Genomic DNA, 15,932 nt, shown 5'->3' with positions numbered 1-15,932 from the left:
AGTGCGTATCCCACTTTCCTGGCTGCGTGAATTCGCAGAGGTACCGGCCGGCGCCACGGCCGAAGACGTCATGGAAGAACTGGTCAAGGTCGGCTTCGAAGAAGAGGACGTCCACCGTCCCACCGATGCCCTGCAGGGGCCGGTGGTGGTGGGCCAGGTCCTGAGCCTGGTCAAGGAACCGCAGACCAACGGCAAGACCATTAACTGGTGCCAGGTCCGCGTGGTTCCCGAAGGCGCGGAGCAGACCCTGACCGGAGAGGGCATCGACCCTTCCGGAGTCCAGGGCATCATCTGCGGCGCCCACAACTTCGTGGAAGGCGACAAGGTAGTGGTCACGCTCCCGGGCGCCGTCCTCCCGGGTGACTTCCGCATCTCTGCCCGCAAGACCTACGGACACCTTTCCGCCGGCATGATCGCCTCCGTCCGTGAGCTGGGCATCGGCGAGGACCACGACGGCATCCTGGTCCTCTCCCGCATCGGCCTTGATCCGGAAATCGGCACCGACGCGATGGAACTGCTGGGCCTCTACGACCAGGCAGCCGAAATCAACGTCACCCCGGACCGCGGCTACGCCTTCTCCATCCGCGGCGCGGCCCGCGAGTACGCGCACGCCACGGGAACCACTTTCACGGACCCCGCCAGCAAGGTACAGGCGCCTGAGGTGCTGTCCGGCGGCTATGGCGTCAAGCTCAACGACGACGCCCCCATCTATGGCAAGCCCGGCTGCGACCGCTTCGTGGCGCGCACCGTCCGTGGCGTGGACCCCAGCCGCCCCACCCCGCCCTGGATGGCGTCCCGCCTGCGCCTCGCCGGCATCCGCTCCATTTCCCTTCCCGTGGACATCTCCAACTACGTCATGCTCGAACTGGGCCAGCCCACGCACTGCTACGACCTGGACAAGCTGTCCGGGGACATCGTGGTGCGCCGCGCAACCGCGGGCGAGAAGATCACCACGCTCGATGACAAGGAACGCACCCTCGACCCGGAGGACCTGCTCATCACCGACAACTCCGGGGCCATCGGCATCGCCGGCGTCATGGGCGGCGCGGCAACCGAGGTGGGCGATACGACGTCGAACATCCTGGTTGAGGCCGCCCACTTCGATGAGGTGTCCATCAGCCGTTCCCGGCGCCGGCACAAGCTGCCGTCCGAAGCGTCCAAGCGCTTCGAGCGCGGCGTCGACTGGCACGTGGCCGGTATCGCCGCCCAGCGCGTCGTGGACCTCCTGGTGGAACTGGCTGGCGGCACTGCCGACGAAGCCGGAACCGACGTCGGAACCGCACCGGAAACGGTCACCATCGAGCTTCCCGCAGGGTTCGCGGCCGCCCGGATCGGCATCGACTTCTCGGAAGAGCAGATCGTTACCGCCCTGGAGGACCTCGGCGCTGCGGTGGAAAAGCACGACGGCGGCTGGACGGTCACTGCGCCGAGCTGGCGGCACGACCTTGAGACCAAGGAAGACCTGTCCGAGGAAATCGCGCGGCTGGTGGGCTACGACAAGATTCCCGCCACGCTGCCGGTAGCTCCTCCGGGGCGTGGCCTGACGCGCCTGCAGCAGCAGCGCCGGCGGCTCATCCAGGCGCTGGCGGACGCCGGTCTCACCGAGGTGCTGTCCTACCCGTTCGTATCCAAGGCCGCCAACGACACGTTCGGCGTTGCGGAACAGGGTGCCGCCCGGCCCGCGCTCAAGCTGGCCAACCCCATCAGCGAGGAGCAGGGCTTCCTGCGCACCTCCGTCCTGCCGGGCCTGATCGAGGTGGCCAAGCGGAACCACTCCCGCGGCTTCCGCGACCTCGCCATCTTCGAATCCGGGCAGGTGTTCCTGCCCGGCGACACCGCGGGAACCGAATCGATTCCGCCGCTGGGCGCCAAGCCTGCCGACGAGGTGCTGGATGCGCTGTACGACGGCGTCCCGGACCAGCCGTTCCACGTCGCCGCCGTCCTGACCGGGCATGATTCCCCGGCCGCCGCAGCGCACGCCCCCCGGGCTGTGGGACTGGGCGGACGCCCTGGACATTGCCCGCCTCGCCGGGGACGTCCTGGGGGTGGACCTCGTGGCCAGCCAAGGCAGCCACCAGGCATTCCACCCGGGCCGCGCCGCACGCTTGTCGCTGCGGACGGGCGAGACCGTGGGTTACGCCGGCGAGCTTCACCCCAAGCTGCTGGCAGCCGCTGACATGCCGGCCCGCTCGGTGGCGCTGGAAATCAACGCCGACGCCTTGTTCGAGGCAGCCCCGGACGTGATTGTGGCCCGCCACATTTCCACGTTCCCGCTGGCCACCCAGGACGTGGCGCTGGTGGTACCCGCCGATGTGCCCGCGGACGACGTCCTCGCCGTACTCCGCGAAGGCGCCGGCGAACTGCTGGAGGACGTCGCCCTGTTCGACGTGTACGCCGGAAAGGGCATCGAAGACGGCAAGAAGTCACTGGCGTTCGGCCTGCGCTTCCGCGCCGCGGACCGTACACTGACGGCTGACGAAGCGTCCGCCGCCCGCGAGGGCGCCGTGGCACTGGCCGCCGAGCGCTTTGGGGCAGTCCAGCGCTAGCCGCTGGTCCGGCTGGCGATTCAAAAAGGGCGGGACGGCATGACTCCACAACTTGTGGTTCACGCCGTCCCGCCCTTTTCGCTTGCCGGCGACGCCGCCGGGCTGGTGCAGGACTCGGAACGGCTCCTGGACTGCGCCGAGCTGCGCCGGGCCCGCGCCATGGAGCCCGCGGCCGGCCACCGGTTCCTCGCCTCCCGACTGGCCCAGCGCCGGTTCGCCGCCGACCTGCTGGGCCTGGCCGTGACCAGCTTGGACGCCTGCTACAGCTGCCCGCAGTGCGGCTCAGGCGCGGACCTCAGCCACGGCAGGCCCGGCTACTCCTACCGGGGCACCCGGCTGCCGCTGGCACTGAGCCTCTCCCGGGCCGCCGGCTGGACCCTCCTTGCCGCCGTTCAGGACGCTGGGCCGGACGTGCGCCTCGGCGTGGACATCGAGGACCCGGCCCGTACCGACTTCAGCGGATTTGCCGGGCTGGCACTGACCACCGCTGAACACCGGGACATCCGGACCGTGCCGCCGGAAGGCCGGCCGGCCGCCCAGGCGAAACTGTGGGCCCGGAAAGAGGCGTGGCTGAAAATGACCGGCGACGGGCTCCGTACAGCGCCCTCGTCCCTGGACGTGCGCGAACTGCCGGGCCTGAGGGACCTTGCCCCCGCGGAAACCGGGCTGCCCGCGCAGTTGGCGGCCGCCGTCGCGCTTTCCCTGACGCCCGGACGCCCTTAGGCAGCACCGGAACGGGGCGTCAGCCTGCCGGCAGCGGCGGCAGGAGTTCCTCATACAGCCACGGGTGCAGCAGCGCCTCGGTGTCGATGGCGGTGGCACGGTCCACGGCCATGATGAAGTCATGCGTGCTGACCGAGCCGTGCCGGTGGGTGGCGGTCCACTCCTGCAGCAGCGCAAAGAAGGCGAGATCACCTACTGCCACGCGGACGGCGTGCACGGCCAGGGCGCCCCGCTTGTAAACCCGGTCATCGAACATATGCTGCGGCCCCGGATCGCCCACCAGAAGGTCCTGCGCATCGGCCTTCAGCCCGCGCCACGCGGCGCCCGCCCGGGCGGCGACTGACATCACGCCGGCTTCCTCGGACCAGATCCATTCGGCATAGCAGGCGAAGCCCTCGTGGAGCCAGATGTCCTGCCAGCTGGCGGCTGTCACGGAGTTTCCGAACCACTGATGCGAGAGCTCGTGGGCGATCAGCCGCTGCGACTCCCAGTCCGCGGTCAAATGGTTGGGGCCGAGGATGGACAGCCCCTGGGCTTCAAGCGGGATCTCCAGCTCGTCCTCGGTGACCACCACCGTGTGCCCGGCGAACGGGTAGGGCCCAAAGCAGCTGCTGAACGTCCGCATCATTGCCGGCTGCAGGGCCAGTCCGGCGCGTGCCTGGTCGGCGAGCGCGGGGGAGACGGCGACGGACTGCGGCACCTGTGGTCCGGAGCGCCCGGCATCCAGTTCCAGCAGGCCGTACCGGCCGATCTGTACGGTGGCAAGGTACGCGGGCATGGGCTCAGCCTGCTCGTACACCCAGGTTTCCCGGCTGGACCGGGTGGTGCGCGACTGCAGCACTCCGTTGCATACGGCGCGGTAGTTCGCGTCGGTGGTCACAGTGAACCTGTAGCTGGCCTTGTCGCGGGGATGGTCGTTGCACGGAAACCAGGATGGCGCGCCGTTGGGCTGCCCGGCCACCAGCACGCCGTCGGTCAGTTCTTCCCAGCCCACTTCGCCCCACATGCCGCGCCGGGGCGAGGGGCTGCCCCCGTACCGGACATCGAGGGTGAAGGGCTCGTCCGCCTGGAGGGGAGCCGGGGTTGAGGCCACCAGCTGCCCGGCGCGCTGGCTGAACCGCACTGCCCTGCCATTGAGCTGGACCTTGGAGGCGCGGAGCCCCACCAGGTCAAGGACAATGGCCGACGTCGGCACGCAGGCGACGCCGTGCAGCACCGCCCTGCCGCCCAGGCGGTTGCTGGCCACGCGGTAGTCCAGGTCCAGTTCGTAGCGTTCCACCCGGTAGGCGTTGGTGCCGGCGCCCGGCATGTAGGGATCGGGAGCCGCACCGCTGGACGCGGCTACGTTGCCGCGGGCGGCTGATGCTGGAGAACTCATGGCGACCTTCGGTTGCTAGGCAGACGGTGTTGCGGGGCCGTTCCACGGGCTGACCGGGTTGCCCATCCAGTACGTGGCGGCCGGGACGGTCTCGCCGCGCATCACCAGGGACGCGGGACCCACCGTTCCACCGGCACCCACGCGGGCCTGGGGCAGGATGACCCCGTGCGGGCCCATGGTGGCCCCGTCTTCGAGGGTAACAGCGTCAATGCTCATCACCCTGTCGTGGAACAGGTGCGTCTGCACCACGCAGCCCCGGTTGACGGTGGCGTTCCGGCCGAGGGTCACCAGGTCCGCCTCGGGCAGCCAGTAGCTTTCGCACCACGTGCCCGTCCCGATCTTCGCCCCGAGGGCACGCAGCCACCAGACCAGTGCCGGGGTGCCGGACGCGGCGCGGGCGAACCATGGTGCACTGACCAGTTCGATGAAGCTGTCCACCACTTCGTTGCGCCAGATGAACGAGCTCCAGAGGGGGTGCTCGCCGGCCCGGATCCGTCCCACCAGGATCCATTTGGCGGCAACGGCGGAGAACGCGGCCACGAAACCGGCCAGCAGCATGACGACGCCGCTGAGCAGGGCTGCCACCCCATAGTTGAAGGTGGCGGCCAACCAGTCGAAGACCAGCATGGCGCCGCCGGCAATACCCACGGTGAGCATGACGGGCAGGAACCTGCACAGCTCCCACAGCGTCCTGGCGACCCTGAGCTTCAGCGGGGGCTGGAAGGTGCGGGTGTCGTCGGAGGCGATCGCTGTGCGGCGGAGGCGGACCGGCGGACTGCCCAGCCAGGACGTGCCGGATTTGGCCTTGGCCGGCGTTGCGGAGAGGACCGCGACCAGCGAGTTCTTGGGGACGTTCCGGCCCGCTGCGGTCATGCCGGAGTTGCCCAGGAAGGACCGTTTGCCGATCTTGGCCGGGGCCACGCGCAGCCACCCGCCATCCAGCTCGTAGGAGGCCACCATGGTGTCGTCCGCCAGGAAGGCACCTTCGCCCACGGTGGTCATCTTGGGGATCAGCAGCACCGTGGAGGCCTCCACGTTCTTGCCGATTTTTGCTCCCAGCAGGCGCAGCCACACCGGCGTGAAGAGGCTGGCATAGATGGGGAACAGCAGGTCCCTGGCAAGGTCGAGGACGCGTTCGGTGGCCCAGATTTGCCAGCCCACCCTGCTGCGGACCCGGTGGTAGCCCTCGGTGATGCCAACGCTGAGGAGCCGGGTTGCGGCAAGGATGAGGAGGGCGTTGGCCGCGAACCAGGTGAGCGCAGCCGGCGCGAGCGCGAGCAGGAGCCGCGGCAGCGCGCCGCTGAGGGAGGTGCCCCCCTGGATGAACAGGTAGGCCACCCAGGCGGCCGCCGCCGCGGACACGAAGGGCAGCAGGGACAGTACTGCCGAGGCAAGCGCGAATCCGCCGAACCAGGCTTTGGCTGCCACGGGGCCCAGGACCGGCGCTGCAGGAGCGGAATGCTTGGCTTTGCCCTGCCGGCGGGCGGGCGAGCCGGCCACCAGCTGCCCGGCCTTGACCTTCCCGGAGACCGCTGAGCCCGCGTCCACTTGCGCCCCTGCGCCGATGGACGTTCCGGGCATCAGCGTGCTGCGGGCGCCCACCGAGGCGCCGGCCCCGATCCGGATCGCGCCGATGTGGACGTGGTCGCCGTCGATCCACCACCCGGACAAATCCACCTCCGGCTCCACGTTGGCGCCCCGGCCCAGCGTGAGCAGCCCTGTCACCGGCGGCAGCGAGTGCAGCTGGACGTCCCGGCCAATCTTCGCGCCGAGAGCCCGGGCGTAGTAGGGCACCCACGCTGCGCTTCCCAGGCTGATGGCGCCGGCCAGGTCCTGGATCTGCTCTGCCAGCCAGAGCCGGAGGTGGACACGGCCGGAACGCGGATACGTGCCGGGCCTGACACCTCGGAGCAGGATCCGCGCGGCGGCCACCGCCAGCAGCATCCGTCCCGCCGGGCTGACGAACACCAGCCACGAGGCCGCCACCCACCACCATGACACGGTGGGAGCTGCGGCGAACCCGGCATTGCCTGCCAGCAGGTTGTTGGCTGCCATGAGGTAGGTCAGCCAGCGCATGCCCACCAGGATGTGCAGTGGAACGCCCATCAGTGTCTGGAACACCTGGGATTTGCGGGCGGTGGGCCGCACGGTGCGGTCCTTTGCCGGGCCAAAGGACCCATCGGGGCGTGACTGCCGTGCCAGCTCCACCAGCGCCCCCACCCGGGGTGTGGCGTAGATGTCGGCGACGGTGATGGTGGGGTAGCGGACCCGGAGGGCGGAGACCAGCTGCGCCGCGGACAGGGATCCGCCGCCGTACGCGAAGAAGTCCGCGTCGAGGGATGTCACCGGACTGCCCAGGATGCTGCTCCATTGCTCCACGATCCAGGTGGCGTCCCCGGGGAGGTGCAGGGGAGCAGCGTCCGCCTCCGCAGCACCGGCACCGGCGAGCGGCCAGGGCAGCGCATGCCTGTCCACCTTCCCGCTGGTCTTGGTGGGCAGCGAATCCACCACCGTCAGGAGGGGCACCAGCGCAGCCGGCAGGCTTCCTGCCAGGCGCCCGCGTGCCTCAGCCAGGTCCAGGTCTTCACCGGCAACAGGTGCCAGGTAGCCCACCAGGATCTGGTTGCCCGCCGCCGTCGTCTGCACCGCGGCGGCCGCACCGGCAACCCCGGGCAGCGACTGCATGGCGGAGTCGATTTCGCCCAGCTCGATCCGGCGGCCGCCCAGTTTGACCTGCTCGTCGGCCCGGCCCTGGAATATGAGGCCCGCCTGCTCGAAGCGGACAAGGTCGCCGGAGCGGTAGGCGCGGTCCCAGCCCAGGCTGGGCATGGGAGCGTACTTTTTCGGCGTCCTTGGCGGGGTCAAGGTACCGGGCCAGCCCGACGCCGCCGATGATCAGCTCACCCGTCCCGCCTTCGGCCACCGGAATGCCGCGGGCGTCGACGACGGCGAGGTCCCAGCCGTCCAGGGGCAGGCCAATCCGCACGGGGCCGGAACCTGCCAGGGGGGCTGCGCAGGCCACTACTGTCGCTTCGGTGGGGCCATAGGTATTCCACACCTCGCGGCCTTCCACGGCAAGGCGCTCCGCCAGTTCGGGCGGGCAGGCCTCCCCGCCGAAGATGAGCAGGCGGACGTTTTCCAGGGATTCAGCGGGCCAGAGTGCCGCGAGGGTGGGCACGGTGGAAACGGCGGTGATGCCGTGGTTGATCAGCCAGGGGCCAAGGTCCATGCCTGTCCGGACCAGGGCGCGTGGTGCGGGAACCAGGCAGGCGCCGTGCCGCCAGGCAAGCCACATCTCTTCGCAGGAGGCGTCGAAGGCCACGGAGAGCCCCGCCAATACCCGGTCCTGGGGTCCCAGGGGATCGCCGTGCAGGAAGATCCTTGCCTCCGCGTCCACGAACGCGGCGGCCGAACGGTGCCGGACCGCAACGCCCTTGGGTGTTCCGGTGGAGCCGGAAGTGAAGATGATCCAGGCGTCGTCATCCGGGACGGGCGGGCGTGCGCCCGCAAAGGGCCCTGGGCGGCGGCCTCCTGCCATGCCGGGCCTGATCACCTGCCCGCCTTCCAGGACGGCGGCGACTTTGGCCTCGTTGAAGACCAGGCGGGCCCGTTCGTCGGGATCGTCGGCGTCAACCGGGACGTAGGCGGCGCCCACCAGCAGGACGGCCAGGATGGACACATACAGCTCGTTGGTGCCTGAAGGAATCCGCACGCCGATCCGGTCGCCGGCACCGAGGCCCGCCTGGTGGAGGCGGCGCCCGGCGGATCGTACTTCGTCCATGAGCTGGGCGTAACTAAGGGACACACGGCCGTCGTCGAGCGCCGATGCGTCGGGGAAACAGGCAGCAGTGTCCTGGAGGATATCAATCAGCGTCCGGACGGGTGGGGCGGCCGGTGACCCCGGGAACTGCGGCGCGTGCGTGCCCTGAGACTGGGCCGAACCCGGGGTTGAAGCCCCTTCCGGCCCCAATTCGGGGGATCCACCGGCCTGTGAACCGCCGGATGTAGGGGGCGCGCCCGGCGTGGCGCCGGAATGGATATCCCCAAGGGGGACCTGCTGCTGAGTCACCCGGGCATTTTGCCCCGGCAAGGTGAACAACAGGTGTCCGGCGCGCCGGGTTCCGCCAGCCGGGGGGACCCGCAGTTCACCGCACGTTCAGCCGGGGTGGCCCGGCCTCAGGGAACCAGCACCACCTTGCCGGTGGTGCGGCGGCCTTCGAGGTCCCGGTGTGCCTGCTCTGCCTGGGACAGCGGGTAGCGCCCGCCGACGCGGACCTTGAGGGTGCCGTCGGCCGCGGCTGCGAAAATTTCGCCCGAGCGCCACCGCCGCTCGGCGGCATCCTGGAGGTAGTGCCCCATGGTGGGCCGGGTCAGGAACAGCGAGCCGCCGGCATTGAGGCGCTGCGGATCCACCGGCGGGACGGGGCCGGACGCAGCGCCGAAGAGCACCAGGGTTCCGCGGATCCGAAGGGCCTCCAGTGAGCCGTCGAACGTGTCCTTGCCAACGCCGTCGTAGACCACTTCCGCGCCGGTGCCGCCGGTAATCCCGCGGACCCGCGCCGCAAAGCCCTCGTACCGCAGCACGTGGTCAGCGCCTGCTTCACGGGCCAGCTGTTCCTTTTCGTCGGTGGACACGGTGGTGATGACCTGGGCGCCGCGGGCCTTCAGCAGTTGGATGAGGAGCAGCCCCACGCCGCCGGCGCCGGCATGCAGCAGGACGGTGTGGCCGGGTTCCACCTTGAAGGTGGAGTTCATCAGGTAATGGGCCGTCATGCCCTGCAGGGGGAGGGCTGCTGCGGTGAAGTCATCCAGCCCGGCGGGCACCGGGAGCGCGGCGTCTTCATCCACCAGCGCATACTCCGCGTAACAGTTGACGCCCTCGGCCGTGGCAACGCGGTCCCCGGCGGTAAACGAGGTCACCCCGTCACCCACGGCCTCCACTGTGCCGGCGGCTTCGGAACCCGGGATGAAGGGGTACTGGACCTTGTAGACACCGCCCCGCTTGTAGGTATCTATGAAGTTGACCCCGGCCGCTCCGACCTTGACCAGCAACTGTCCTGGGCCCGGGACCGGCCGGTCAATCTCCGTGTACTCGAGGACTTCCGGTCCGCCTGCCTGGCGTGCGACGATTGCGTGCGTCATTGCTTCCCTTTCCCGGGCCGGCGTCTCCGGCTGCTCCAACCATCCTAAGGATTCCCTTGGATCCCGGGCCTTCGAATGTTCCACAACCATCGCATGCATAAGTATCGGCGCCTATGCATAACTATTGCTGTATAGTCGGATCATGACTATTTCTGTTGCAGTTTCGGGCGCCAGCGGCTACGCGGGCGGGGAAGTGCTCCGCATCCTTGCCGGGCACCCGGACGTCACGATCGGTGCCATCACCGCCCACAGCAACGCCGGCTCGCGGCTCGGCGAGCTGCAGCCGCACCTGCACGGGCTGGCCAGCCGCATCCTCGAGGACACCACCGTGGAGAACCTCTCCGGCCACGACGTCGTCTTCCTTGCCCTGCCTCACGGCGCATCCGCCGAAATTGCCGCGCAGCTGCCCGAGGGCACCGTGGTGATCGACGCCGGCGCAGACCACCGTCTCGAAGACCCGGCAGCGTGGGAGAAGTTCTACGGCTCGGCCCACGCCGGCACCTGGCCCTACGGCCTCCCGGAGCTGCCGGGCCAGCGCGAGGCACTCAAAGGCGCCACCCGCATCGCCGTGCCGGGCTGCTACCCGACGTCCGCGCTGCTCGCCCTGACCCCGGGGTTCGCCGCAAACCTCCTGGAGCCCGACGACGTCGTCATCGTTTCCGCGTCCGGTACCTCCGGCGCGGGCAAGGCCGCCAAGGTTAATCTGATCGGCGCCGAAGTCATGGGCTCCATGAGCCCCTACGGCGTGGGCGGCGGCCACCGGCACACACCGGAGATCGAGCAGGGCCTGTCCAACGCGGCGGGCGAGCAAGTCACTGTTTCCTTCACGCCCACCCTGGCTCCGATGAGCCGCGGCATCCTGACCACTGCCACCGCCAAGGTGAAGCCGCAGGCGCTGAACAGCGCCACCGCAGAGCGGCTGCGGCAGGCCTGGGCTGATGCCTACGACGACGAACCATTCATCCACCTGCTGCCTGAAGGCCAGTGGCCCGGCACGAAGTCGGTCCAGGGCTCCAACCACGCCGCCATGCAGGTGGCCTTTGACCCCCACACCGGCCGGGTCATTGTCACCTGCGTGATCGACAACCTCACCAAAGGCACTGCCGGCGGTGCCGTGCAGTCCATGAACATCGCACTCGGCCTGCCGGAAACCGCCGGCCTCAACCTGCAGGGAGTAGCCCCGTGACCATTACCGCACCCCAGGGATTCCGGGCCGCCGGCGTCACCGCCGGGCTGAAGGCCTCCGGAAACCCGGACCTCGCCCTGGTGGTCAACGACGGACCGTCCAAGGCGGCAGCCGCAGTCTTCACCAGCAACCGCGTGGCAGCGGCCCCCGTGCACTGGTCCCGCCAGGTCGTATCCGACGGCCGCGTGGACGCCGTCATCCTGAACTCCGGTGGCGCCAACGCCTGCACCGGACCCACCGGGTTCCAGAACACCCACAGCACCGCCGAGAAAGTGGCCGACGTGCTGGGCATCTCGGCCACCGACGTCTTCGTCTGCTCCACCGGCCTGATTGGCGAGCAGCTTCCCATGGACAAGATCCTTCCCGGTGTCGAGGCCGCGGCTGCTGCCCTCAGTGCCGACGGCGGCCCGGACGCCGGCACGGCCATCATGACCACGGACAGCGTCCCCAAGTCCGCGCTGTTCATCGGCACCGACGCGGACGGCCAGGAATTCACCATCGGCGGGATCGCCAAGGGGGCCGGCATGCTGGCTCCGGGGCTGGCCACGATGCTGGTGGTCCTCACCACGGATGCCGCCGTCGAACCCGAAATGCTCGACGTCGTCCTCCGCGACGCCACCCGCGTCACCTTTGACCGCGCCGACTCCGACGGCTGCATGTCCACGAACGACACCGTGGTCCTGCTCGCCTCGGGCGCCTCCGGTGCGGTGCCGGCAGCGGAGGCGTTTGGTGCCGGCCTGACGCAGGTCTGCGCCGAGCTCGCCCGCAAGCTGATCGGCGACGCCGAAGGCGCCAGCCACGACATCGCCATCCGGACGTTCAACGCCGCCAGCGAAGCGGACGCTGAAACCGTCAGCCGCTCCGTGGCCCGGTCCAACCTGTTCAAGGCTGCCATTTTCGGTAAGGATCCGAACTGGGGCCGCGTGCTGTCCGCCGTTGGCACCACAGACGCCGTCTTCGAAGCAGACAAGCTCAACGTGGCCATGAACGGCATCCAGATCTGCCGCAACGGCAGCATCGGTGACGACCGGGGCCTCGTGGACCTGGAACCGCGTGAAGTCCTGGTGGAAATCGATCTGCAGGCCGGCGATGCCGAGGCAACCATCTGGACCAACGACCTCACCCACGACTACGTGCACGAAAACAGCGCCTACTCAAGCTAGGCGCTGAACGTTGCCAGCACGTTTGCCTACTTTTGCGGAAGAGACAGCATGAACACCCAGACGCGTGAGAACACCAGCATGTCCGACGCCCAGGACAAGGCTGCGACCCTGATCGAAGCCCTTCCCTGGATCCAGCGGTTCGCCGGCACCACCATGGTGATCAAGTACGGCGGCAACGCAATGGTCAACGACGACCTCCGCCGGGCCTTCGCCGAGGACATCGTCTTCCTGCACCATGTAGGCATTCATCCCGTGGTGGTCCATGGCGGCGGCCCACAGATCAATGCCATGCTGGGCCGGCTGGGCATCGAATCCGAATTCAAGGGCGGCCTCCGCGTCACCACCCCGGAAGCGATGGATGTGGTCCGCATGGTCCTCACCGGCCAGGTGGGCAGGGAACTTGTGGGCCTCATCAACTCCCACGGCCCCTACGCAGTGGGCATGTCCGGCGAAGACGGCGGCCTGCTGCGCGCCGTCCGCACCGGGACCGTGGTGGACGGCGAAGATGTGGACCTCGGGCTGGTAGGCGAGGTGGTCGGCGTCGACCCCGCAGGCATCGTGGACATCCTCGACGCCGGACGCATCCCGGTCATCTCCACCGTTGCTCCCGAAATCGTCGACGGCGGCGACGGCGTTCCCGGCGCTGCGCGCTTCCAGCCCACCGGCCAGGTCCTGAACGTCAACGCGGACACCGCAGCCGCGGCTGTGGCGTCCGCCCTCGGCGCTTCGAAGCTGGTGATCCTGACCGACGTCGAAGGCCTCTACGCCAACTGGCCGGACAAGTCCTCGCTGATCTCCTCGCTCACGGCGACGGAACTGCGGGACATGCTGCCCAGCCTCGAGTCGGGCATGATCCCCAAGATGGCCGCCTGCCTCAAGGCCATCGACGAGGGCGTGGAGCGGGCACACATCGTGGACGGGCGACTGCCCCACTCCATGCTTCTGGAAACTTTCACCACCGCGGGCATCGGCACCCAGGTAGTCCCGGACGAGGAGACAAACGCATGAATACCGTTGAGAAGCCCTCAGTAACTGAGCTGGTCGAAACCCAGGGCCACGCCGGCTCGGAATGGCTGTCCCGCTACTCCACCTCGCTCATGGGCGTGTTCGGCGCCCCGCAACGCGTCCTGGTCCGTGGTTCCGGCTGCCTCGTGTGGGACGCCGACGGCAAGGAATACCTGGACCTGCTCGGCGGTATCGCCGTCAACGCCCTCGGCCATGCCCACCCGTTCGTCACCTCCGTGATTTCCAGCCAGCTGGCCACCCTGGGCCACGTGTCCAACTTCTTCACCAGCCCCACGCAGGTTGCGCTGGCCGAAAAGCTGCTGGACCTGGCCGCAGCACCTGCCGGGTCCAAGGTGTTCTTCAGCAACTCCGGCACCGAAGCCAACGAGGCAGCCTTCAAGCTGGCCCGCCGCAACACCGGCAGCGGCGGCACCAAGCGCACCAAAATCATCGCCCTCGAGGGGGCCTTCCACGGCCGGACCATGGGCGCCCTCGCCCTGACGGCCAAGGAGGCCTACCGGGCACCCTTCGAGCCGCTGCCCGGCGGCGTGGTGCACATCCCCTTCGGGGACATCGCCGCCCTCGAAGCCGCCGTGGACGGGACCGTCGCCGCAGTGTTCCTGGAACCCATCCAGGGCGAGGCCGGTGTGCGGCCCCTGCCACCCGGCTACCTGAAGGCCGCGCGTGAAGCCACCACCAAGGCCGGGGCGCTGCTGATCCTCGACGAGGTCCAGACCGGCATCGGCCGCACGGGCAAGTGGTTCGCCAGCTCCGACGCCGGCATCGTCCCCGATGCCATCACCCTGGCCAAGGGACTGGGCGGTGGATTCCCCATCGGCGCCCTGCTCACGTTCGGTGAGCAGACGTCGTCGCTGTTGTCCGCCGGCCAGCATGGCACCACCTTCGGCGGCAATCCGGTAGCGACGGCTGCGGCCCTCGCCACGCTGCACGCCCTGGAAAGCCAGCACGTGCTGGCGAACGTTGCCGCGGTGGGGGAGCACCTGCGTTCGGCGCTGGCAGCCATTCACGGCGTCACGGAGGTCCGGGGAGAAGGCCTGCTGATTGGCTTCGACCTCGACGCCGACGTCGCACCTGCGGTCGTGCAGGCAGGACTTGACGCCGGATTCATCGTCAACAGCCCCGGCCCGCGCACCATCCGCCTGGCGCCGCCGCTGATCCTCAGCACGGCCCAGGCCGACACCTTCCTCGCCGCCTTCCCGGCAATCCTCCAAGCAGCTAAGGACGCCCAGTGACCGTTGCAACCACCCGGCACTTCCTCAAGGACACCGACCTCAGCCCCGCCGAACAGGCGGAAGTGCTGGACCTCGCTGTCCGCATGAAGGCCGCGCCGTACAGTGTCCAGCCGTTCGCCGCCGAGGGCAGCGGACGCAAGACCGTTGCTGTCATCTTCGACAAGACCTCCACCCGCACCCGGGTTTCCTTCGCCACCGGCATCGCCGACATGGGCGGCAACGCTCTGATCATCAACCCGGGCGAGGCACAGATCGGCCACAAGGAATCCGTGGAGGACACCGCCAAAGTCCTTGAGCGCATGGTCTCCACCATCGTCTGGCGCACCGGGGCCCACTCCGGCCTGGTGGCGATGGCCGAAAACTCCAAGGTTCCGGTCATCAACGCCCTGTGCGATGACTACCACCCCTGCCAGCTCCTGGCAGACCTGCTGGCCGTCAAGGAACACAAGGGCGACCTGAAGGGCCTGACCATGAGCTACCTGGGGGACGCCGCCAACAACATGGCCAACTCCTACCTGCTGGCCGGCGTCACCGCAGGCATGCACGTCCGGATCGCCGGCCCCGAAGGGTACCTGCCGGCCGCGGAGATCGTGGCCGCCGCAGAAGAACGCGCGGCAGAAACGGGAGGCTCGGTGCTCATCACCACCGATGCAAAGGAAGCCCTGCAGGGTGCTGACGTCGTGGCCACCGACACCTGGGTCTCGATGGGCCAGGAAGCCGAGAAGGAAGCCAGGCTCCAGCTGTTCCGCGACTACTCCGTGGACGGGGACGCCATGGCACTCGCCGCGCAAGACGCCGTCGTACTCCACTGCCTCCCCGCCTACCGCGGCTACGAAATCTCCGCCGGCGTCATTGACGGCCCGCAGTCGATCGTCTGGGACGAGGCCGAGAACCGGCTCCACGCCCAGAAGGCGCTCATGGCGTGGCTGATGCACCGGTCCGGCCTGGCCTTCGTTGACGGGCTGGCTCCCGTTGAAGGTACCGGCGAGAGCACGTTCTAGTGTCCACCAACCCGTCGGCACCGGGCTCCAGCCCGGCCACCAAGACTGCCCGGCTGGCGCGCATCACTGCCATCCTCACGGGCCAGTCGGTGCGGTCGCAGGCCGAGCTTGCGGCCCTGCTGGCGGACGACGGCGTGCAGGTCACCCAGGCAACCCTGTCCCGGGACCTCGTGGAACTCGGCGCCGTCCGCGTCCGCGGCAAGGAAGGCGCCCTGGTCTACGCCGTACCGGCCGAGGGCGGGGAACGGTCGGCGCGCAGCGGCGTGAGCCAGGAAATCCTGGACGCCAGGCTCGCCCGCCTGTGCAGCGAACTGCTGGTCACGGCCGAAGCGTCCGCCAACCTGGTGGTCCTGCGGACCCCGCCCGGGGCCGCGAACTTCCTTGCCCTGGCCATCGACCACTCGGTGATGCCGTCCATCCTGGGCACCATCGCCGGCGACGATACCGTCCTGCTGGTCTCCCGCGACCCGCTGGGCGGCCCGGACCTCGCAGCCCGCTTCCTGCAGCTGGCCGAGGACGCCGGGCAATAAGCTTG

The 15,932-nt window shown here is 69.1% G+C and carries 9 protein-coding genes and 2 pseudogenes; 8 read left to right on the top strand and 3 right to left on the bottom strand.

Features of this window, described 5'->3' with window-relative positions:
• Position 1: 1 nt before the first annotated feature.
• A pseudogene (gene pheT / locus QE394_RS01645) lies at positions 2-2,546 on the top strand (phenylalanine--tRNA ligase subunit beta).
• 39 nt (positions 2,547-2,585) lie between these two features.
• The gene (locus tag QE394_RS01640) at positions 2,586-3,269 is read left to right on the top strand and encodes a 4'-phosphopantetheinyl transferase superfamily protein (protein ID WP_261620788.1); all 684 of its coding nucleotides are present in this window, start codon (positions 2,586-2,588) and stop codon (positions 3,267-3,269) included.
• Positions 3,270-3,288: 19 nt separating this feature from the next.
• On the opposite strand, the gene QE394_RS01635 is transcribed toward QE394_RS01640, so the two are convergent.
• The 3 genes and pseudogenes from QE394_RS01635 to QE394_RS01625 all read right to left on the bottom strand — a co-directional run bounded on the left by QE394_RS01635 (position 3,289) and on the right by QE394_RS01625 (position 9,789).
• The gene (locus QE394_RS01635; RefSeq protein ID WP_349033582.1) at positions 3,289-4,647 is read right to left on the bottom strand and encodes a M1 family metallopeptidase; all 1,359 of its coding nucleotides are present in this window, start codon (positions 4,645-4,647) and stop codon (positions 3,289-3,291) included.
• Between the two features lie 15 nt (positions 4,648-4,662).
• Positions 4,663-8,617, bottom strand: a pseudogene (locus QE394_RS01630) (Pls/PosA family non-ribosomal peptide synthetase).
• Positions 8,618-8,823: 206 nt separating this feature from the next.
• A complete protein-coding gene (locus QE394_RS01625) occupies positions 8,824-9,789 on the bottom strand; it encodes a quinone oxidoreductase (RefSeq protein ID WP_056083229.1) in 966 nt (321 codons plus the stop codon).
• Between the two features lie 142 nt (positions 9,790-9,931).
• Between QE394_RS01625 and argC the strand changes: the two genes are divergently transcribed.
• From argC to QE394_RS01595, 6 genes are read left to right on the top strand one after another with little or no spacing between them, the layout of a single operon-like run.
• Positions 9,932-10,975, top strand: a complete 1,044-nt coding sequence (gene argC / locus QE394_RS01620) for an N-acetyl-gamma-glutamyl-phosphate reductase (RefSeq protein ID WP_349033581.1) — start codon at positions 9,932-9,934, stop codon at positions 10,973-10,975.
• A complete protein-coding gene (argJ, locus tag QE394_RS01615; protein WP_091719379.1) occupies positions 10,972-12,138 on the top strand; it encodes a bifunctional glutamate N-acetyltransferase/amino-acid acetyltransferase ArgJ in 1,167 nt (388 codons plus the stop codon). The genes argC and argJ overlap by 4 nt, the downstream gene beginning before the upstream one ends.
• Before the next feature lie 48 nt (positions 12,139-12,186).
• A complete protein-coding gene (argB, locus tag QE394_RS01610) occupies positions 12,187-13,146 on the top strand; it encodes an acetylglutamate kinase (protein ID WP_349033580.1) in 960 nt (319 codons plus the stop codon).
• On the top strand, positions 13,143-14,396 hold the full coding sequence (locus tag QE394_RS01605; RefSeq protein ID WP_349033579.1) for an acetylornithine transaminase: 1,254 nt from the start codon (positions 13,143-13,145) through the stop codon (positions 14,394-14,396). The genes argB and QE394_RS01605 overlap by 4 nt, the downstream gene beginning before the upstream one ends.
• Positions 14,393-15,397 (top strand): ornithine carbamoyltransferase, encoded by a 1,005-nt coding sequence (gene argF, locus QE394_RS01600; protein ID WP_261620782.1) that lies wholly within the window; start codon positions 14,393-14,395, stop codon positions 15,395-15,397. Before QE394_RS01605 ends, argF begins: the two co-directional genes overlap by 4 nt.
• Positions 15,397-15,927: an arginine repressor gene (locus QE394_RS01595; protein WP_015936711.1), complete on the top strand. Its 531-nt coding sequence runs from the start codon at positions 15,397-15,399 to the stop codon at positions 15,925-15,927. Before argF ends, QE394_RS01595 begins: the two co-directional genes overlap by 1 nt.
• The last annotated feature ends 5 nt before the right edge of the window (positions 15,928-15,932 follow it).

It is taken from the genome of Pseudarthrobacter sp. SORGH_AS 212, assembly GCF_030818145.1.
Lineage (GTDB): Bacteria > Actinomycetota > Actinomycetes > Actinomycetales > Micrococcaceae > Arthrobacter.
This window is presented reverse-complemented; position numbering and strand designations above follow the sequence as displayed.

Excerpts from the sequence above, each read along its gene's own strand:
- QE394_RS01640 (WP_261620788.1), top strand. The coding sequence starts at position 2,586 with ATGACTCCACAACTTGTGGTTCACGCCGTCCCGCCCTTTTCGCTTGCC.
- QE394_RS01635 (WP_349033582.1), bottom strand. The coding sequence starts at position 4,647 with ATGAGTTCTCCAGCATCAGCCGCCCGCGGCAACGTAGCCGCGTCCAGC.
- QE394_RS01625 (WP_056083229.1), bottom strand. The coding sequence starts at position 9,789 with ATGACGCACGCAATCGTCGCACGCCAGGCAGGCGGACCGGAAGTCCTC.
- argC (WP_349033581.1), top strand. The coding sequence starts at position 9,932 with ATGACTATTTCTGTTGCAGTTTCGGGCGCCAGCGGCTACGCGGGCGGG.
- argB (WP_349033580.1), top strand. The coding sequence starts at position 12,187 with ATGAACACCCAGACGCGTGAGAACACCAGCATGTCCGACGCCCAGGAC.
- QE394_RS01605 (WP_349033579.1), top strand. The coding sequence starts at position 13,143 with ATGAATACCGTTGAGAAGCCCTCAGTAACTGAGCTGGTCGAAACCCAG.